The 20035-nt window shown below is 70.3% G+C and carries 12 protein-coding genes; 8 read left to right on the forward strand and 4 right to left on the reverse strand.

Translation table 11 applies throughout. The features are described from left to right. Positions 1-94 precede the first annotated feature (94 nt). The gene (locus tag NA8_RS22840; protein ID WP_245663952.1) at positions 95-3472 is read left to right on the forward strand and encodes an AAA domain-containing protein; all 3378 of its coding nucleotides are present in this window, start codon (positions 95-97) and stop codon (positions 3470-3472) included. On the opposite strand, the gene NA8_RS22845 is transcribed toward NA8_RS22840, so the two are convergent. Both NA8_RS22845 and NA8_RS22850 read right to left on the reverse strand, forming a co-directional pair. Further along, positions 3442-4620: an alanine racemase gene (locus tag NA8_RS22845; protein WP_063052395.1), complete on the reverse strand. Its 1179-nt coding sequence runs from the start codon at positions 4618-4620 to the stop codon at positions 3442-3444. The genes NA8_RS22840 and NA8_RS22845 overlap by 31 nt on opposite strands. A 43-nt stretch (positions 4621-4663) precedes the next feature. After that, the gene (locus tag NA8_RS22850) at positions 4664-5146 is read right to left on the reverse strand and encodes a hypothetical protein (RefSeq protein WP_063052443.1); all 483 of its coding nucleotides are present in this window, start codon (positions 5144-5146) and stop codon (positions 4664-4666) included. Between the two features lie 416 nt (positions 5147-5562). On the opposite strand from NA8_RS22850, the gene NA8_RS22855 reads away from it, so the two are divergent. Then, positions 5563-6309, forward strand: a complete 747-nt coding sequence (locus tag NA8_RS22855; RefSeq protein WP_063052396.1) for a tyrosine-protein phosphatase — start codon at positions 5563-5565, stop codon at positions 6307-6309. A gap of 7 nt (positions 6310-6316) precedes the next feature. Here NA8_RS22855 and NA8_RS22860 read toward each other — a convergent pair whose 3' ends face one another. Both NA8_RS22860 and NA8_RS22865 read right to left on the reverse strand, forming a co-directional pair. Beyond that, positions 6317-7564, reverse strand: a complete 1248-nt coding sequence (locus NA8_RS22860) for a class I adenylate-forming enzyme family protein (RefSeq protein WP_063052397.1) — start codon at positions 7562-7564, stop codon at positions 6317-6319. 92 nt (positions 7565-7656) lie between these two features. Beyond that, positions 7657-8451 (reverse strand): enoyl-CoA hydratase/isomerase family protein, encoded by a 795-nt coding sequence (locus tag NA8_RS22865; protein WP_063052398.1) that lies wholly within the window; start codon positions 8449-8451, stop codon positions 7657-7659. A gap of 38 nt (positions 8452-8489) precedes the next feature. Between NA8_RS22865 and NA8_RS22870 the strand changes: the two genes are divergently transcribed. The 6 genes from NA8_RS22870 to NA8_RS22895 all read left to right on the forward strand — a co-directional run bounded on the left by NA8_RS22870 (position 8490) and on the right by NA8_RS22895 (position 19945). Then, positions 8490-9515, forward strand: coding sequence for a glutathione S-transferase family protein (locus NA8_RS22870; RefSeq protein ID WP_063052399.1), 1026 nt, complete (start codon positions 8490-8492; stop codon positions 9513-9515). Positions 9516-9663: 148 nt separating this feature from the next. Then, entirely contained in the window at positions 9664-10389 is a 726-nt protein-coding gene (locus NA8_RS22875; RefSeq protein WP_063052400.1) for a hypothetical protein, read from the forward strand. After that, positions 10386-11366, forward strand: a complete 981-nt coding sequence (locus tag NA8_RS22880; protein WP_063052401.1) for an ABC transporter ATP-binding protein — start codon at positions 10386-10388, stop codon at positions 11364-11366. The genes NA8_RS22875 and NA8_RS22880 overlap by 4 nt, the downstream gene beginning before the upstream one ends. Continuing rightward, positions 11363-12145 (forward strand): ABC transporter permease, encoded by a 783-nt coding sequence (locus NA8_RS22885; RefSeq protein WP_063052402.1) that lies wholly within the window; start codon positions 11363-11365, stop codon positions 12143-12145. The genes NA8_RS22880 and NA8_RS22885 overlap by 4 nt, the downstream gene beginning before the upstream one ends. 50 nt (positions 12146-12195) lie before the next feature. Beyond that, positions 12196-16032, forward strand: a complete 3837-nt coding sequence (locus tag NA8_RS22890) for an ABC transporter ATP-binding protein (protein ID WP_063052403.1) — start codon at positions 12196-12198, stop codon at positions 16030-16032. A 106-nt stretch (positions 16033-16138) separates the two neighbouring features. Continuing rightward, positions 16139-19945 carry a multifunctional oxoglutarate decarboxylase/oxoglutarate dehydrogenase thiamine pyrophosphate-binding subunit/dihydrolipoyllysine-residue succinyltransferase subunit gene (locus NA8_RS22895; RefSeq protein WP_084467021.1) on the forward strand — a complete coding sequence of 1269 codons (3807 nt, stop codon included), beginning with the start codon at positions 16139-16141 and terminating at the stop codon, positions 19943-19945. The last annotated feature ends 90 nt before the right edge of the window (positions 19946-20035 follow it).

Here is a 20035-nt window from a genome sequence, read left to right on the forward strand (position 1 = left end):
CAGGCGCGCTAGCTACAGTGTTGCGGTCCGTGTGTAATTCGGCGCATGCCGGCAGCGGGTGTCCCGCGAAGACACAGGAGGGCCGCGTTTGTTCGTGTTCGGTGATCGTGTCGTCTGCACCACCGTCGATCTCGTCCGCGCGGCGCACTGCGAGTTCGCGCTGCTGCGCGCCCTCGACGCCGAACTGGGCACCATCCCGGCCGAACCAGGAAGCACCGCAGCCGGCCCGGAGGCCACGCGGGGAACCGAGGATGTGCGGCAACGCCTTCTCGCCGACTACCGCGCACGGTTCGGTGGCGCGGTGGTCGAGATCGACCGTCCGCCGGACGAACCGGGCGATCCGGCTCGCCACGTCGCGGCTCTGACCGCCGCCCACGCGGGCACGGTCGCCGCCTTGCGCTCAGGCGCACACGTGGTGCACGGCGCGACCTTCTTCGACGGCCGATTCCAGTGCTCCGCCGACTTCCTGGTGCGGGCCGAACATCGGGTTCGCTACACCGTGCACGGCATCGCGCCCACCACCGCGGACCGGGTGGCCGCCGCACTGGAACTCGCCGCCTGCGCCGAGGCTCTCGACCGCTCGGGCGCGCTCACCGCGCCGCTGGTGCGGCTGCACCTGGGCGAGGAGAGCAGCGCCAGGGCGCTGAGCGAGCTGCTTCCGCTGCATCGGGCGCGCAGGCGCCGGGTCGAAGGCATCGTGGAGGAGAAGCTCGGCGAACTGCTGCCCGTGCAGTGGGGCGATCCCCGTTATCTCGCTTGCGGCCGCTGCCGCACCTGCATCGAGGCCCTGTCCGCCGCGCGTGATCTGCTGCTCGTGGCCGGTATGCCGCCCGCGGCGCGCGCCCGGCTGCGCGAAGCGGGGGTGAACACTCTCGATCGGCTGGCCACCACGGAGATCGCGGTGCCGGGCGTGCCGCCGCGCACCGTCTCCGCGCTGCGCTGCCAGGCGGAAATCCAGCTGCGGCGCGAAGTTTCGGGCGAGCCCACGTACGCGCTGCTCGACGCGGCCGCGCTCGGGGCGCTGCCCGCGCCCTCCCCCGGCGATCTCTCGCTCACCATCACGGGCGGCGGGCGCAATCCGCTCGTCGTTGAGGTCGGCGGGCCGGACACGGTGCACCTCTCATTGCGCGGGCCGAGCGGATCGAGCGAACCCCGCGCTGCCGCCGCCGCGGAACGCCGGGTGCTCGAGCAGGTGCTCGACTATCTGACCCAGCGCCGCCGGATCTATCCCGACCTGCACGTCTACCACTACTCGGCCATGGTGCGCACGGCACTGCTGCGCTGTACCGGACGGCACGGCGTCAACGAAGAACTCGTGGACGAGTTGCTGTGCGACGGCGTCCTGGTCGACCTGTATCCGATCCTTCGTAACGCGCTGCTCATCGGGGAGTCCTCCTACCGCCTCAGTGGGCTGCGGCGACTGCTTCCCGATTCGTCCGCCGCCGAACACGATTGCCACACGGTGCTGCGGTTACGCGATTGGCTGCTCGATCGCGCGGGCGAGCAGCGCATCGCCACGCGGACCGTGGCGGCGGGGCGGCCGGATGGGTGGTGCGCCGCGGTCCCCGGGGAGCCCGCGCCGCCGCCGTCGTCCCGGCCGTCGTCGCTGGAGGCCGCGCTCGCGGAATACGCCGCCGCGCAGGGCGATCCGCTGCATCCCGCAGCGATGATGGCCGCGGCGCTCGGCTACCACCGGCGCGAGCGGCAGCCGCTGTGGTGGGCGCACGCCGACCGGCTCAGCCATCCGGTGGACGAATGGGCCGAGGCTCCCGGGGTTCTGGTCGCCGACTGGGGCACGGTCGACACCAAGTGGCATCGGCGCCCCGACCGCCCGGCGATGCGGCGCTACCTGACCCTGACCGGCCGGATCGGCACCGGTTCGAGCGGCGCCCCAGGCCCGAGCACACTCACCCCGGGCACCACCGTCTACACCTTCTACGACCAGCCGATGCCGGACGGCATGGTCACCGGGGCGGGCCTGCGGGCAACCGCGACGGCGACGGTGCTCGGCTGCTCGGTGGACACCGAATTCGACGACACCGTCAGGCTGGAGGAATTGCTGCCCGAGGGCTGCGAGCCCTACGACGACCTGCCCTCCGCGATCGCGCCCGGCCTCCCGGACTGGGACGAGAACGCCGAACTGGCGATCGAACTCGCGGCGCAGCAGTTGCTGATGACCCTGCCGGACGCCCCACGCTCGGCCGTCTTCGACATCCTCGCCCGCCGCCCGCCGCGGCTGCGCGGCGACGCCAGGTTGCCCGAGGTGCACGGTGACTACGCCGTGGCGATCACCGCCGCGCTGTGCGCTCTCGACGACTCCTACGTCGCCGTGCAGGGCCCGTCGGGCACCGGGAAGACCGCGACCGCGGCCCGGGTGCTGGAGCGGCTGATCACACGGAACAAGTGGCGGATCGGCATCGTCGCGCAAGAGGCCGCGCCCGTGGAGAACCTGCTCGACGCGGTCGTGCGGGCGGGCGTGCTGCCGGAACTGGTCGCCAAGAAGGAGGCGGCGGCGGTCGCCCCGGAGTGGGTGGTGATCGACGCCGCCCGCTATCCGCGATTCCTGGACAACGCGATCAGCGGTTGCGTCCTCGGCGGCGATCCGGCCGATTTCGCGAACGAGGATCTGGTGCCGCGCGCGGCCCTCGACCTGCTCGTCGTGGCCGACGCGGGCCGCTTCCCGCTGGCCGAGACCGTCTCCGTCGCGGCGTGCGCATGCAACCTGTTGCTGCTCGGCGACCCGGTCGCGTCGAACGCACGCGGCGCCCACCCCGCCCCGATCGGCGAATCGGTGCTCGGCTGGCTGGCCGAGGGACGCCAGACCTTGCCCACCGAGCGGGGCTACTTCCTGGACCGTACCTGGCGGATGCACCCGGCGGTCTGTGAACTCGTCTCCCGCCTCTACTACGACGGGCGTCTGCGCGCCAACGAGACGGTCACGCTGGCCCGGCGCCTGGACGGCGAGCAGCCCGGCGTGGACACCGTCCTGGTGGACCACTACGGCAACACCACCGAGTCACCGGCGGAGGCGCGCGAGGTGGTGCGCCGGGTCCGCGCTCTGCTCGGCATGTCCTGGACGATCGGCGCGACCACGCGCAGGCTGCACCCGCACGACATCTTCGTGGTCGCGCCGTACGCCGCCCAGGTGGGGCGCATCCGCACCCTGCTGGCCCGCGCCAAGATCGAGGACGTCCTGGTGGGCACGCCGGATCGCTTCCGCGGCCGGGAGGCGGCGGTGGTGCTGCTGTCGATGACCACCTCCTCCCCCGCGGACGCGCCCTACGGCATGCCGTCGCTGTTGTCGCGCGGCTTGATCCATGCGCTGTGCCGCGCCATGTGGAAGGCGATCGTCATCCGCTCGCCGCTGCTCACCGAGTATCTGCCCCCGAGCACGGACGAACTCGCCGATCTCGGCGCGTTCCTGCGGCTGACCGACGCGGGTCAGCCGAAGCAGACGCCCTCGCCCCGATAGGTCGGCACGCCGACGCGGGCGCCGTCCTCGTCGACCAACTGCACGGCGTCGAACCGCTCGCACAATTCACCGGCCTTCGCGTGCCGGAACCACACCCGGTCGCCGATGCGGAGTTCCGCGGCGCCCGACAGCGGGGTCTGCACTTCACCGGCGCCCTCGGCGCCGAGCAGCTTCAATCCGCGCGGCCACACCGGCTTGGGTACCCGCGACGATCCGGCGGGGCCGGAGGCGATATAGCCGCCCGCGAAGACGGTAGCGATATCGGCCGCGGGCCTGCGCAGCACGGGCATGGCGAAATACAGCGCGGGTCTGGGGGTGAACGCCCGGTAGTCGTCGAACAGGGTGGGCACGTACAGCCCGGACCCGGCGGTCACCTCGGTGACATCCGGATCGGCGACGCTGACCTCGATGGAGCCGCTGCCGCCGCTGTTGACGATCGCGAGATCACCGGTCACCGAACGGACCGCGTCGAGCACCTGGGCCCGGCGTTTGCGGATCTCCGCCGCGGACGCCCGCTTCACCAAGCGCACCGCGACATTCGAATCAGGAAGCCCCGCGATCTGCGCCTCGTAGGTCATCACGCCCACCACGTCGAAGCCACGCCGCAGCGCCGCACCCGCCAGGGCGGCCGCCTGCTGCGGCGTGCGGACCGGAGAACGGCGCACACCGAGGTGCAGCGGGCCGATGCGCAGGGACGCGTCGACGTCCAGGCAGACCCGTGGCCGTACCCGATCGGTGCCCACGGCCGCGCGGATCAGGTCGAGTTGCGCGGCATCGTCGATCATCAGCGTGATCGATCGGGACGCGATGTCGTCGGCGGCCAGTTCCGCCAGTGCCGCGCGGTCCACGGTCGGATAGCCGAGCAGGACATCGCGCGCTCCGTGGCGCACGAGCCAGAGTGCCTCGCGCAGGGAGTAGGACATGACGCCCGCGAAGCCGCCCGCGGCGGTGAGATCGGCGCCGAGGACTTCGGCGAGCACAGAGCGGCAGCGCACGGATTTGCTGGCCACTCGGATCGGGGTGCCCGCCGCGCGACGCACCAGGTCGGCGGCGTTCGCGCGCAGGGTGGGCAGGTCGAGGGCGGCCAGGGGCGGGTCGAGTTCGGCGGTGGCCGCGTGCAGCCCCGCGATCGGCGACGTCTCGGTCACCAGGACAACTCAACCACCAAGTTGGTCAAACGTCCAGTATTTGTCAGATCTCCGCGGCCTTGGTGGCCAGTCCGCTGACCATCTCGTCGAGCACCACCAGCATGGTCTCGTCGTTGCAATCGGCCAGCCAGCGCAGGACCGTGCCCTGCACGATCGAGACGACGTTGCAGGCGATCGCCTCCACCGGCTCCAGCCATTGCGTTCCGGACCGTTCGGCACACAGCTTCAGGAACGCGGTGACCTCGGCGTCCTTCTCGCGATAGAACTCCGTCGCGATCGGATCCGGGAAGCAATCGGTCCTGACCTCCCACCGCGCGCGCAGCGCCTGCAAGGTCATCTCATACGAGCGGATCTGCCGCTCCGGAGTGGCCTTGACCAGCGGCCAGTAGGCACTGACCCCCGCGTGCAGCAACACCCGCAGCGCGCGCAGGCCCGTGTATTCGAGCGTGGCGGCCGCCGTTTCGACCGCGTCGGTGACGGCGGGGCGTAGCCGGATTTCTGTTATCACTTCTCCACGTGCGCTCAACGACGACTCCCTCTCGGCGAAAGAACTCACGCACCTGGGTTGGCGCGACTCGCTGAACAGGGCGGGCAACATCGGGAAACATTCGAGCTGCCCGGTCCAACGTTCACCAATGGTAGAGCGTTTTCGGGGTTTGAGAACGGGTTCGATGGGTAATTCCGGACTGAAAGAATGTTTTGTTACCCAACCGGGACCGCTGCGCGATCATGCCGTGCCGCCCGGAAATCCCGCTATGACGGGGGATCTGGGTCTCCACCCACGCCTCGAAAGACCATTGACAACGGTACGGTCCGAGGCGTCGGCGACCCAAATCCTGTGGCAAATGCCACAGCGAAACCTCGCGAATCGGTCAGCATAACGTGCGGGGTTCGATCCGCTCCCGACACCGTTTCGTTCCGCGTGCCCGATAGCCTGGATCGGTGACTCTCTCGCCCCCCGCCGACCAGTACTTCCTCTCCGGCACGTTCAACTTCCGCGACACCGGCGGGCTGCGCACCCACGACGGCGCCAAGGTCCGCCCCGGCATCCTGCTGCGCTCGGCCCAGCTGAGCGGACTCGACGACGCCGGCCACTCCGCGCTGCGGGAACTGAGCATCAGCGCCGTCCACGACCTGCGCGGACATCGCGAGATCGACCACATCGGCGCCGACCGGCTGCCCGCGGACGTCCGGCTGACCATCACTCCGTTCGACTCCAGGATGGCCGAGGCGCCGCCGCACGAGGCGACCGCGCGGACCGCCTACACCCACATGCTCGAGGTCTACCGGATGTTCCCGGCGCTGCCCGAGGCGCACGCCGCCATCGCTTCGCTCGCCGAGTCCATCCTGCGCGGCGAAGGCGCCGTCCTGGTGCACTGCGCGGCGGGCAAGGACCGCACCGGCTGGGCGGTCGCCACGCTGCTGCGCGCGGTCGGCGTCATCGAGGCCGACGTCCAGGCCGACTACCTGCTCAGCAACGGGGCCGTCCCCGCGCTGCGCGCTCTCATGACGGGCAAACTGCTGGCCGGCGAGGAGCTGTCGATCGACCTGCTCGGCGTGCGCGAGGAGTACCTGGAGATCGCCACCGCCTCGATGCGCGAATTGCACGGCGACCTGAACGGTTATCTCGCGACCATCGGGCTCGCGCCCGACCTGCTCACGCGGCTGCGCGAGCGAATGCTGGAGTGAGAACCGATCACTCGACCGGCACCGCTCCTCTGCGCACCAAGCCGTCGCCGTCGATCGTCACCTGATCGCCGGTGTGAAACCAGGTTCCGGTGAACCGCGCCGCCGTGGTGGTGGGGTCGTTCCAGTAGCGCGGGGTCACATTCGGGCCGCGACAGAGCAGTTCGCCGTGGCCCGCTGTGGCCCGCGGCCCCCACAGCGCCAATTCCGTTCCGCCGAAAGGAAACCCGAGCACCGCGGCCGCGTCGGACGAGTCCGCCTGTTCGGCGTCGTCCACCGCGAGACCGATGCCGCTGGTTTCGGTCGCGCCCCACACCGACCACTGCCGGGCCGCGGGGAACACGCCGCGCAATTCGGCCGTGAGCTCGACGGGAGCGACCGGGGACGCGGCGCGTTCGGCGCGATGACCGGCTTTGCTGATCCGTGCGATGCCCTCGGTGCACAGCCCTTCGGCGCACAGTTCGGCGAGTTCGGGCAGCAAGCCCGCGAAGATCCGCGGCGTCGCGGAGACCATGTCGATCCGCTCTGCGGCGATCGCCTCGGCCATCCCCCGGGCGTCCCGGGTGAGCACCACGGTGCCGCCGACGGCGAAGGTCGGCAACAGCTGATCGACGCAGCCGCTGGCGTGCGCCAACGGCAGTAGCACCAGGTTGCGCAGGCCGTCGGTGGGCAGGTCCAGCGCCGCGACCACCGAGCGCACGGCCGACAGCAGATTCTCGTTGGTCAGCTCCACGCCCTTGGGCGTGCACGTCCCGCTCGTGTAGCTCAGCAGCGCCAGGTCGCCCAGCGCCGCGCCGTCGTCGATGTAGGCGGCGCCGTCGGGCAGCTCGGCGCCCTTGGGGCCGAGCACGAAATCGGCACGGCTGTCGGCGATCACGCGCTCGGCCACCGCCTCGGGCAGCCCATCGTGAACCAGCACCGGTACCGCGCCGCTGAGCAAGGCGCCGAGGAATGCCTGCACCCAGCGAGCACCGGAGGGCATGTGCACGGCGACGCGGTCGCCGTATCCGATGCCGTGCTCCTGCAAGCCGCCTGCGATCCGGGAGGCACAGTGCCACAGCTCGCGGTAGGTCAGGCGCGGGCCGCCGATCTCCACCACGGCTTCGCGGCTACCGAAGGCGTGCACTTGCAGATCCAGTAGTTCGGTCAGCGCGGGTGTGAGGTTTCCGTAGCGCAGCACCCCGTCGACGCCCCGGGCTAGCGGGTTGTCCCAGACGTGCGGGCCGGTGAGGGGATATTCGACGAGCAACTGCGACATTCGTCCTCCGCGTGCCTCGAAGTTTCAGGCACTGCGACTATATGACGCATGTCACAACTTCGCTGCGATAGGCGATGAACGTGTCCCAGCTGTCACCGCCCCGAGTAGCGCGCCTTCCCCGGACCCTGCTCGAGGAAACTGCGCACCCCGCCCTTCAGGTCCTCGGTGTCGAACAGCACCCCGGACACCTCGGGCGTCACCGAATCCGCATGTGCCACACCGCCGGAACGCCACGCCTCGATGATCTTCTTGGTCGCCGCGTTCGCCTTCGTCGGACCGTCGGCCAGCCGGTGGGTCAGCGCTCGCGCCGCCGCGTCGAGGTCTTCGTGCACGGCGTTGACCACGCCCCACTCGGCCATCGTCGCCGCGTCGTAGAGGTCGCCGGTCATCACGAACTCGCGGGCCCGTCCGGAGCCCGCGCGTTCGGCGAGGCGCTGCGGGCCGCCCATCGACGGGGTCAGCCCGACCACGATCTCCACCAATCCGAACCGGGCCTTCGGCGCCGCGAGCAGAATGTCGCAGGCGAGCGCGATCTCGAAGGCGGCGGTCAGGGTCAACCCGTGCGCGGCGAAGACCACGGGACACGGCAGCGCCTCCAGCGGGTGGATGATCTGCGCGAACAGGGTGCGCCACAACTCGGCGCCCTGCTCCGGGGTCAGGCCGTCGAAAACGTGCACGTCGACGCCGCCGGACACCACCTTGCCCTCGGCGCGCAGCAGCAGGGCGCGCGGCGGCCGCGCCGACAGCTCGGCGATATCGGCGATCAACGCGTCCAGCATCGCCCGGTCGAAGAGATTGAGCGGCGGATGGGCGAGGGTGAGGGTCGCCACCTCCGCGCCGGCGTCGGTGCGCATTCGTTCCAGCCGGGTGGCCTTCGTTTCACTCATCCGGTCAGCGTACGAGGTCGATCTGGAAGACTGTCGATGTGACCAAGTCGGCCAGCGCGCGCGGTTCCTACGTCGAACCCGGCGAGTTCAAAAGGGACACGAACTACATCACCACCCGGATCACGGCTGACGGCCGCGACGGCTACCCCGTCGAGCCGGGGCGCTACCGGCTCGTCGCGGCGCGCGCCTGCCCGTGGGCCAATCGAACGCTGATCGTGCGCAGGCTGCTCGGACTCGAGCCGGTGCTCTCACTCGGACTGTGCGGACCCACGCACGACGAGCTCAGCTGGACCTTCGATCTGGACCCCGGCGGCGTCGACCCGGTACTCGGCATCCCCCGGCTGCGCGACGCTTATCTGGCCCGGTTCCCGGACTACCCGCGGGGTATCACGGTGCCCGCCGTCGTGGACGTGCCGACAGGGCAGGTCGTCACCAACGACTACGCGCAGATCACGCTCGACTTCTCCACCGAGTGGACCGCGCACCACCGGCCCGGCGCGCCGCAGTTGTACCCGGAGCCGCTGCGCGCGGAGATCGACGAGGTGAACCTCGCGGTGTTCCGCGACGTCAACAACGGCGTCTACCGCTGCGGGTTCGCCGGGGCGCAGGACGCCTACGATGCCGCCTACGACCGGCTCTTCCACCGCCTGGACATGCTCTCCGAACGCCTTGCCGCGCAACGGTATCTGGTCGGCGACACGATCACCGAGGCCGATGTCCGGCTGTTCACCACGCTGGTCCGCTTCGACGCGGTGTACCACGGCCACTTCAAGTGCAACCGGTCCAAGCTCAGTGAGATGCCGGTGCTGTGGGCGTACGCGCGCGACCTGTACCAGACCCCCGGCTTCGGCGACACGATCGACTTCGGGCAGATCAAGACGCACTACTACGTCGTGCACCGGGACATCAACCCGACCGGGATAGTTCCCAAGGGCCCTGATCTGGCGAACTGGCTGACCCCGCACGGCCGAGAGACCCTCGGCGGCAGGCCGTTCGGCGACGGAACCCCGCCATCCCCTCCGCCGTCGGGCGAACGCGTGCCCGCGATCCCCACTCCCGCGTAACGGGCGCGTCCGGACGAAGTTCGTCCGGACGAAGCGAGACAGCCGCCGGTGGAACCGATGCGGCTGGGTACTTCGTTGTCATGACGAGCTGACGGCAACCGGTGCCATACAGTTCTACCCAGCAGACCGGAAGAGGAGGATGCCGCCGATGCTCAAAGGCGCGTTCGAGAAGACGGTGGTCGAACTGCTCGACACCGGGTCCCGCCTGCAGGCCCCCGCGGTCGCCAAGTACGTGGACCGAATTCGTCGCTCCCACCCGGAGGAAAGCCCCGCGCAGATCATCGACCGGCTGGAGAAGCAGTACCTGCTCGCGGTGACCGGCAGCGGCAGCGCGGTCGGCGCGACCGCGGCCGTTCCCGGTGTCGGCACCGTCGCGGCCATCGCCGCCGTCAGCGCGGAGACCACCTTCTTCATGGAGGCCTCAGCGGTGTTCACCCTTGCGGTGGCCGCGGTGCACGGCATCTCGCCGGAGAACCAGGAGCAGCGCAGGGCGCTGGTGCTGGCCGTCGTGCTCGGCGAGAGCGGCATGCAGATCGTGCAGAAGAGCGTGGGCAGTTCCGCGAAGAACTGGGGCTCGGCCTTCGCCAACCGCATCCCCGGATTGTCGAGCATGAATGATTCGCTGCTGAAGCGGTTCATCATCCGGTTCATCACCAAGCGCGCCGCGCTGATGGCGGGCAAGGTGCTGCCCGCGGGCATCGGCGCCGTGATCGGCGGTGCGGGCAACCGCGCCCTGGGCAAGGCCACGATCAACAACGCGCGCAAGGCATTCGGGAAGCCGCCGGCCACCTGGTCCGGGCACCTGGTCATCGACGCCGATCCGTTCACCGCGATCGACCCGGCGAAGCCGCGACCTCCGGCCGAGCCACGATGAGCGGGGCGCGGCCGATCGCGTTCGCGGTCCAGGGATTGACCAAGCGGTACGAACTGGCGACCGCCGTGGCGGATGTCAGCTTCACCGTGCCCGCAGGCGCCGTCGCCGCGCTGGTGGGTCCGCGCGGCGCGGGCAAGACCACGATTGTGCGGGTGCTGCTCGGACTGGTCGTCCCCACCTCCGGAACCGCGTCCGTCGGCGGGCCCGGCGCCCGGCGAGACGGCCCGGGCGGGATCGGCGGCGTCCTCACGCCACGCGGCCTGCCTCCGGCCCGTACCGCGCGAGAGCACCTCTGGATCTACGCCGCCGCGGCGAACGTCGCCGACAGCCGGGTGACCGAGGTACTCGAACTGGTGGGGCTGGACGAGCACGCCACGACGAGGACCGGCGCCATGTCGATCGGGCAGCAGACCAGGCTGGCCCTGGCTACCGCGCTGCTCGGCGATCCTCCGCTGCTGGTGCTCGACGATCCGATGGACGGGCTCGACGCCGCCGAACGCGGCTGGCTGCACGACTTCCTGCGCGGGCACACCCGCCGCGGCGGCAGTGCCCTGCTGACCAGCGAGAGCCTCGGCGCCGTCGTGCCCGCCGCCGACCAACTGGTCGTACTGAACGAGGGCACGGTGGTCTACCAGGGCACTCCGGCACGGCTGCGGCGCGGGCATCCGGACCGGCTGGTCGTCGCGGCGTCCACGCCCATCGCGCTGGCCACCATGCTCGCGGCACAGGGATTCACCGACGCCGTGATCCGGCCGGACGGTCGCCTCGCCGTCGCCGAGGCGAGCGAAGCGCAGATCCGCACGGCCGCCACCGCGGCGCAAGTGCGCATCGATAGCATCGTCGCCGACCCGATCCATCCCGACCGCGTGCTCGCGTCGCTGACCAAACCCACCGCCGCGCCCGCGCCGCACTACCCGGGTCTCGCCGCGCCCGGCGGCCGGCCACCCTCGCCGACGCCCTACGGAATCCCACGATGATCACCATCCTGCCCGCGGACCTGGTGCCGAACGTCAACTCCGAGGTGCGCAAGGTCGTCACGATGCCGCGCGCCAGGACGCTCGCCGCCGCGCTGCTCGCCGTGGCACTGTTCGCGAGCCTCGTATCGGCGAGCCTGGCCGGGCCGCCGGATCCGCGCGGCCAGCCCGCCACCGGCGCGGCGACGATCGGGCTCTACGTCGCGCTGGCGCTGGTGGCGCTCGCGGCCGCGGTCTTCGGCGCGGTGGGCACCGGCGCGGAGTACCGGTACCACAGCATGGCGGTGACCACGCTGTTCACCGCCGACCGCGACCGGCTCGCCGCCGGGAAATTCCTGGTCATCGGGTGTTGTGCGCTGGCGGCGGCGGTAGCGGTCGAACTGGTGTCGGCCGGGGCCCTGTTCGGCGTCGGGCATGGCAAGGTCGCCGTCACCGGGGAGTTCTTCGCGGTGCTCGGTGGCGGGCTGCTCGCCACGGTGTGCTGGTCGCTGATCGGCGCGAGCGCGGGCATCCTGCTGCGGTCCTCGACCAGAGCCGTGCCGCTGCTACTCGGCTGGATCGTGCTCGCCGAACCCCTGATCTGGCTGATCGCCCGCGGCCTCGGCATTCCGGGCGTAGTCACCCTGCTGCCCGTCTCCGCGACCGTCGGCACCGTGGCGGTGGGGTCCTACCCCGACAGCGATCTACTCGCCCCCACCCCGGCCGCCGTCGTGGTCTTGCTGCTGTGGACCATCGGCCTGGGCGCCGCGAGCTGGTGGAGCCTACGCACCCGCGACCTGTGATCCGCGGCTGGTAGGGAACAACGGCTTGTCGGCCGGTGTCGGTACCGTCGATGACGAACGCGGTACGACAAAGGGGACGAGCGAACGACGTGGACGGGGGACCTAGACCCGGCTGGATACGCAGGCTGTGGGCCGAATGCCTACCGCACCGCGCGGTGCTGGGCGGACTGGCGGCAGCCGTGGTCGGCGGAGCGGTCGTCGAGACCGCTGGGCCGCTGCTGACGAAACGGGCCGTCGACGCGGCGGGGATCGGTGACACGGCGGCGATCAGCGTCGTGGCCGGACTGATCTTGATACTGGCGGTCAGCCGGTCCGCCGCCGGGTTCGGGCGGCGCTGGCTGGCGGGGCGACTGTCGCTGGACGTGCAGCATGCGCTGCGCGTACAGCTGCTGGGCGCATTGCAGCGGCTGGACGGCGTCGGACAGGACACGCTGCGCACCGGGCAAGTGGTGTCGCGCTCGATCACCGATCTCCAGCTGGTCCAGGGTCTGCTGGCGATGGTGCCGCTGTCGGGCATGGCACTGCTGGAGTTCGGACTGGCCGCCGCGGTCATGATCTGGCTGTCCCCGCCGCTGGCGGCCGTCGCGCTGCTGGTGGTGCCCGCGATCGGCGTGGTGGTCTACCGCATGCGGCCGCGCCTGCACGCGGCGACCTGGTCGGCGCAGCAGCGCGCCGCCGATCTCGCCCAGCACGTCGAGGAGACGGTCACCGGCGTGCGGGTGGTCAAAGGGTTCGGCCAGGAAGCGCGGATGGTCGATCTGCTCGAGCGGCACGGTCGCAAACTGTTCGCGGAGCGGATGCGCGCCGCGCGGATCGACGCCGGGTTCGCGCCGTCGGTCGCGACGATTCCGCAGATCGGCATGGTCGCCGTCATCGCGCTCGGCGGACTGCTGGCGCTGCACGGCGGGATCGGCATCGGCACCTTCGTCGCGTTCGCCGCGTATGTCGCCGTCATGACCGGAACCGCGCGCATCCTCTCCTCGGTGATCGTCATGGCCCAGCTGACCAGGGCGGCTGCCGAGCGGGTGTTCCAGGTGATCGACACCGCGCCGGTCATCGCCGAGCCCGACCACCCGGTGGATCTGCCGGACGGACCGCTCGGCATCGAGATCGATGCGCTGAGTTTCGGTTTCGACCCCGACCGGCCGGTGCTGCGCGAGCTGGATCTGCGCGTGCGTCCAGGCGAGACGGTGGCGATCATCGGCCCGGCGGGCTCGGGCAAGTCCACGCTCGCCCTGCTGCTCCCCCGGTTCTACGCGCCGGACGCGGGCAGTATCCGGCTGTTCACCGACGCCACCGCGCCGCACGCCGGCAACGCGAGCGCCGCCACCCGTGCCAACCCGCTCGCCGGTACCCACACCGCCGAAACGGTCGGCGTCGACATCGCCGACGTGCGCGCCGCCGACCTGCGCGCCGCCATCGGCGTCGTCTTCGACGATCCGTTCTTGTTCTCCGACACCATCGCGGCCAATATCGCGCTCGGACGGCCGGAAGCCACCGACGAGGAGATCAGGCAGGCCGCCGTTCAGGCCGCGGCCGACGAATTCATCGCCGAACTGCCCGACGGCTACGACACGGTGGTGGGCGAGCGCGGCCTCACCCTCTCCGGCGGCCAGCGCCAGCGGATCGCGCTGGCCAGAACGCTGCTGGCCCGCCCGCGCGTCCTGGTACTCGACGACGCCACCTCCGCGGTGGACGCGGTCACCGAGGCCGCCATCTTCCAGGCCCTGCCCGACAACGGCGGACGGACCACGCTGATCCTCGCGCACCGGGAGTCGACGCTGGCCCACGCCGACCGCGTGATCCGGTTGCCCGCTCCCGCCGGGCACCTCGCTGCCGAGCCGGACCCGGGCGCGACGCCGGTCTCCCGGGGGCGAGCGCTCGACGGTCCCTCCGGTCGCCGGTTCGGCGGCGCGGCGGCCGACATCAGTGAGACACCTGAGCTGCGCAAGACCATCGCGCTCCTTCCACCGGCCACCGAACAGCCGAGCATGGACGCGGAGCGGCTGCGCGAGCCGGATCCGGCGTTCCGGCTCACCCGCTTGCTGCGGCCGGTCCGCGCGCTGGTACTGACGGTGATCGCACTGCTGGCCGCCGACGCGATCATCGCGATCGCCTTCCCGCCGCTGGTGCGCTACGCCATCGACGGCGGCGTGCTCGGCGCCGACGCCGGGGCGCTGGTCCGCGCGACGCTGCTCGGCACGGCCCTGGCCGGCGCGGGCTGGGCGGTCGGCGCGGCCACCACAATGCTCACCGCCCGCACCGGGGAACGGGTGCTGTTCGCCCTGCGCGTGCGCAGCTTCGCGCACCTGCAACGGCTCGGCCTGGACTACTACGAGCGCGAGCTGTCCGGGCGGATCATGACGCGGATGACCACCGACGTCGACGCGCTGTCGACCTTCTTGCAGACCGGAGTCGCCACCAGCCTGATCGGCTTGCTGACTCTTGTCGGCATCACGGCCGCGCTGCTGGTCATCGACGTCTCCCTGGCTCTGGCCGTGCTGTCGACGGTGCCTGCCCTGGCGATCGCGACGGTGCTGTTCCGGCGGGTGTCGTCCACCGCCTACACCGTGTCGCGCGAGCATGTGTCGGCGGTTAACGCCGACTTCCAGGAGAACGTGACGGGCTTGCGCGCGGTGCAGGCCAACCGCCACGAGCCACGCGCCGCCCGTCGATTCGCCGAGTACTCACAGCGATACCGCAACAGCCGGTTGCGGGCCCAGCGGGCGATCGCGCTGTATTTCGCGTTCGTCGTCGGATGGGCGGACGTGGCCCTGGCGGCGGTGGTGTACTTCGGGGCGCGCGAAGTCGCCACCGGTGCGACCAGCGCGGGCACGCTGGTGGCGTTCGTGCTGTATCTGGGGCTGCTGTTCGTCCCGATCCTGCAGCTGTCCCAGGTCTTCGACAGTTACCAGCAGGCCAGGGTCGGCCTGCGCCGGATCGGGGACCTGCTGCGCACACCCTCCTCGATCGCCGCCGACCCGGCCGACCCGGTGCCCATCGACGGCGGGCTGCGAGGTGAGGTGATGTTCGACGACGTCCGCTTCCGCTACGCGGGCAGTCGCGTTCCCGCGCTGGACGGCGTCTCGCTGCACATTCCGGCGGGCTCCACCCTGGCCCTGGTCGGGCCGACGGGCGCGGGCAAGTCGACCGTCGTCAAGCTGCTGGCACGGCTGTACGACCTGCCCCCGGACTCCGGTTTCGCCGGTGCACCATCGCCTGCGGCCGTCGTACCGGAAAGCGAAACCGGAGTATTCGCGGATGCCCCTGGCGCGATCCGGGTGGACGGCGTCGACGTCCGCGACTACCGACTCGCCCAGTACCGCTCTCGGCTGGGCATCGTCCCCCAGGAAGCTCACCTGTTCACTGGGGACGTGGCGAGCAACATTGCATTCGGGAAACCATTCGCGACGCCCGAGGAGATCGCCGCGGCCGCCGCCGCGGTGGGCGCGACAGAGATGATCGCCGCCCTTCCGCTCGGGATGAACCAGCCGGTCGGTGAGCGTGGGCGCGGCCTGTCGGCCGGGCAGCGGCAGCTGATCGCCCTCGCCCGCGCCGAACTGGTCGCCCCGGACTTGCTGCTGCTCGACGAGGCCACCGCGACGCTCGACCCGGACGCCGAGGCATCGGTGCTGGCAGCGAGCCGGTCGCTGAGCCGGGACCGCACCACGGTCCTCGTCGCGCACCGGCTCGCCACGGCGGCGCGCGCCGACCGGATCGCCGTCGTCGACCATGGGCGAATCGTGGAATTCGGCTCCCACGCGGAGCTGCTCGCGGCGGGCGGGCCGTATACCCGGCTGTGGGCAGCGGCGCAGGCGTCGGAGGGAATATTCTCAGGTGACGCCGGGTCATCACCAATAGGGTCGGGGGTGTCGGGTGGTCGGTGAATCCGCCGATTTGCTGCTGGGCCTATCCTCAGATAGGGCGCATCGGCGCGCAATCCGCTGATCCCCGTGCCGGGCACGTCACAAACGTCGCAGCGCGAAGAACGAAATGAGGCGAACACCTGCTGTGAGCAGCTCAACTTCCCAGTTCGGACAGAACCAGTGGCTAGTCGATGAGATGTATCAGAAGTTCAAGCAAGATCCATCTTCGGTCGACGAGAGCTGGCACGAATTCCTGGCCGACTACACGCCTGAGGTGAGTGGCGACTCCGGCAACAGCCAGTCCGCGCCCGCGCCCGCGCAGTCTGCCGCTCCCGCACCGGCTCCAGCGGCCGCCAAGCGTAACGACGCCAAGCCCGCAGACACCAAGCCCGCCTCCCCCGCGGCCGCGAAAGCGCCCGCCCCGGCCGCCGCCAAGCCCGCACCGGCCGCCGCCAAGCCCGCCGCGGTGAACGCGCGCACCCCGCAGACCACCCCGGCGCCGAGTTCGAACGCCGCGCCGACCTCCGGCCCGAAGCAGGCCGACACCGCCGCCGACGAGTCGAAGGTGCTGCGCGGCGCCGCCGCGGCGGTGGCGAAGAACATGGCCGCCTCGCTGAGCATCCCCACCGCGACCAGCGTGCGCGCGATTCCGGCCAAGCTGATGATCGACAACCGCTTGGTCATCAACAACCACCTCGCCCGCACCAGGGGCGGCAAGATCTCCTTCACCCACCTGCTCGGCTACGCCATCGTGCAGGCGGTCAAGGCTTTCCCGAACATGAACCGGCACTACGCCGAGGTCGACGGAAAGCCGAACGCGGTCACGCCCGCGCACACCAACCTCGGCCTTGCCATCGACCTGCCCGGCAAGGACGGCAGCCGGTCGCTGGTCGTCGCGGCCATCAAGGGCTGCGAGGCGATGACCTTCGGGCAGTTCCACACCGCCTACGAGGACATCGTGCGCCGCGCCCGCGACGGCAAGCTCACCGCCGAGGACTTCTCCGGCGTCACCATCTCGCTGACCAACCCGGGCACCATCGGCACCGTGCACTCGGTGCCCCGCCTGATGAACGGGCAGGGCGCGATCATCGGCGCGGGCGCGATGGAGTACCCCGCCGAGTTCCAGGGCATGAGCGACGAGCGGATCGCCGATCTGGGCGTCGGCAAGCTGATGACGCTCACCTCCACCTACGACCACCGCATCATCCAGGGTGCCGAGTCCGGCGACTTCCTGCGCACCATTCACCGGCTGCTGATCGCCGACGAGTTCTACGATGAGATCTTCCACGGTCTCGGCGTGCCATACGAGCCGATCCGCTGGCGCAAGGACATCCGCGAACGCGGCGTCGACAAGAGCGCGCGCGTGCTGGAGATGATCGCGGCCTACCGCAACCGCGGCCATCTGATGGCCGACACCGATCCGCTGCGGCTGGTCAAGGAGAAGTTCCGCAGTCACCCGGACCTGGACGTCACCCAGCACGGCCTCACGCTGTGGGACCTGGACCGCACGTTCAATGTGGCGGGCTTCCACGGCCAGGACCAGATGAAGCTGCGCGACGTGCTGTCCGTCCTGCGCGACGCCTACGTCCGCCACGTCGGTGTGGAGTACACCCATATCCTCGAACCCGAGCAGTTGCAGTGGATCCAGGAGCGGGTCGAGCAGAAGCACGCGAAGCCGACGGTTGCGCAACAGAAGTACATCCTGAACCGGCTGAACGCCGCGGAGGCCTTCGAGACCTTCCTGCAGACCAAGTACGTCGGGCAGAAGCGCTTCTCGCTGGAGGGCGCCGAGGCCGTCATCCCGATGATGGACGCGGTGATCGACCAGTGCGCCGAGCACAGCCTCGACGAGGTCATCATCGGCATGCCGCACCGCGGACGGCTCAACGTGCTGGCCAACATCGTCGGCAAGCCCTACTCGAAGATCTTCACCGAGTTCGAGGGCAACATGAACCCGGCCGCCACGCACGGCTCCGGCGACGTGAAGTACCACCTCGGCGCGCAGGGCACCTACCTGCAGATGTTCGGCGACAACGAGATCGAGGTCTCGCTCACCGCGAACCCCTCGCACCTCGAGGCGGTCGACCCGGTCCTGGAGGGCCTGGTCCGCGCCAAGCAGGACCTGCTGGACAAGGGTGACGGGGCCGAGGGCTTCTCGGTCGTGCCGCTGATGCTGCACGGTGACGCCGCGTTCGCCGGTCAAGGCGTGGTCGCCGAGACGCTGAACCTGTCGGGCCTGCGCGGCTACCGGGTCGGCGGCACCATCCACATCGTGGTGAACAACCAGATCGGCTTCACCACCGCGCCGGAGAACAGCCGCTCCACCGAGTACTCCACCGACATCGCGAAGTTCATCGGCGCGCCGATCTTCCACGTCAACGGCGACGACCCGGAGGCGTGCGACTGGGTGGCGCGCCTGGCGGTCGACTTCCGGCAGAAGTTCCGCAAGGACGTCGTCATCGACATGATCTGCTACCGCCGGCGCGGGCACAACGAGGGCGACGACCCGTCGATGACCCAGCCGTGGATGTACGACGTCATCGACACCAAGCGCTCGGTCCGCAAGGCGTACACCGAGAGCCTGATCGGCCGCGGCGACATCTCGCTGAAAGAGGCCGAGGACGCGCTGCGCGACTACCAGGGCCAGCTGGAGCGGGTGTTCAACGAGGTCCGCGAGCTGGAGAAATACTCCCCCGGGCCGAGCGAGTCGGTCGAAGGCGACCAGCCGGTGCCCGCGAGCGTCGTGACGGCCGTGGACAAATCCATCCTGCAGCGCATCGGCGACGCGTTCCTCAACGTGCCCGACGGCTTCAACGTGCACCCGCGCGTCAAGCCGGTGCTGGAGAAGCGCCGCGAGATGGCCTACGAGGGCAAGGTCGACTGGGCCTTCGCCGAGCTGCTCGCCTTCGGCACTCTGATCGACGAGGGCCGCGCGGTCCGCCTGACCGGTCAGGACTCCCGCCGCGGCACGTTCACCCAGCGGCACGCGGTGATCATCGACCGCAAGACCGCCGAGGAGTACACCCCGCTGCACAACATCGGCAGCGAGAATCCGGGCTGGTTCGCCGTGCACGACTCGGCGCTGAGCGAATTCGCCGCCGTCGGCTTCGAATACGGCTACTCCCTGGGCAACCCCAACGCACTGGTGTTGTGGGAGGCGCAGTTCGGTGACTTCGTCAACGGCGCGCAGTCGATCATCGACGAGTTCATCTCCTCGGGCGAGGCCAAGTGGGGCCAGCTCTCCGATGTCGTGCTGTTGCTGCCGCACGGCCACGAGGGCCAGGGCCCGGACCACACCTCCGGCCGCATCGAGCGCTTCCTGCAGTTGTGCGCGGAAGGCTCGATGACCGTCGCGGTGCCGTCTACTCCGGCGAACTACTTCCACCTGCTGCGCCGCCACGCCCTGGACGGCATCCGCCGCCCGCTGATCGTCTTCACCCCGAAGTCGATGCTGCGCAACAAGGCCGTGGTCTCGGACCTGAAGGACTTCACCGAGAGCAAGTTCCGCTCGGTCTTCGACGAACCCGCCTACGAGCAGGGCATCGGCGACCGCAGCAAGGTCAAGCGCGTCCTGCTCACCAGCGGCAAGCTCTACTACGAGCTGGCCGCCGAAAAGGCCAAGCAGAAGCGCGAAGACGTGGCGATCGTGCGCATCGAGCAGCTCTACCCGCTGCCCGTCCGCCGCCTGAACGAAGCCCTGGAGGGCTACCCCAACGCCACCGATCTGGCATGGGTCCAGGAAGAACCGGCCAACCAGGGCGCCTGGCCCTTCTTCGGCCTCAACCTCCCCGAAACCCTCCCCGCCCGCTTCGCCAACACCAAGCTGCGCCGCATCTCCCGCCGGGCGATGTCGGCCCCCTCCTCGGGGTCGAGCAAGGTGCACGCGGTGGAACAGGCGGAGATCATCGCGGAGTCGTTCGAACCGACCGCGTAATCCCTGACCCGAAGACCGGGCCGGAACGCTCTGTGCCCAGAGTGATTCGGCCCGGTTTCGCGTTTCCGGAGCCTGACCCCTACCACGTCG

Source organism: Nocardia arthritidis NBRC 100137, from assembly GCF_001612765.1.
GTDB classification, from domain to species: Bacteria; Actinomycetota; Actinomycetes; order Mycobacteriales; family Mycobacteriaceae; genus Nocardia; species Nocardia arthritidis.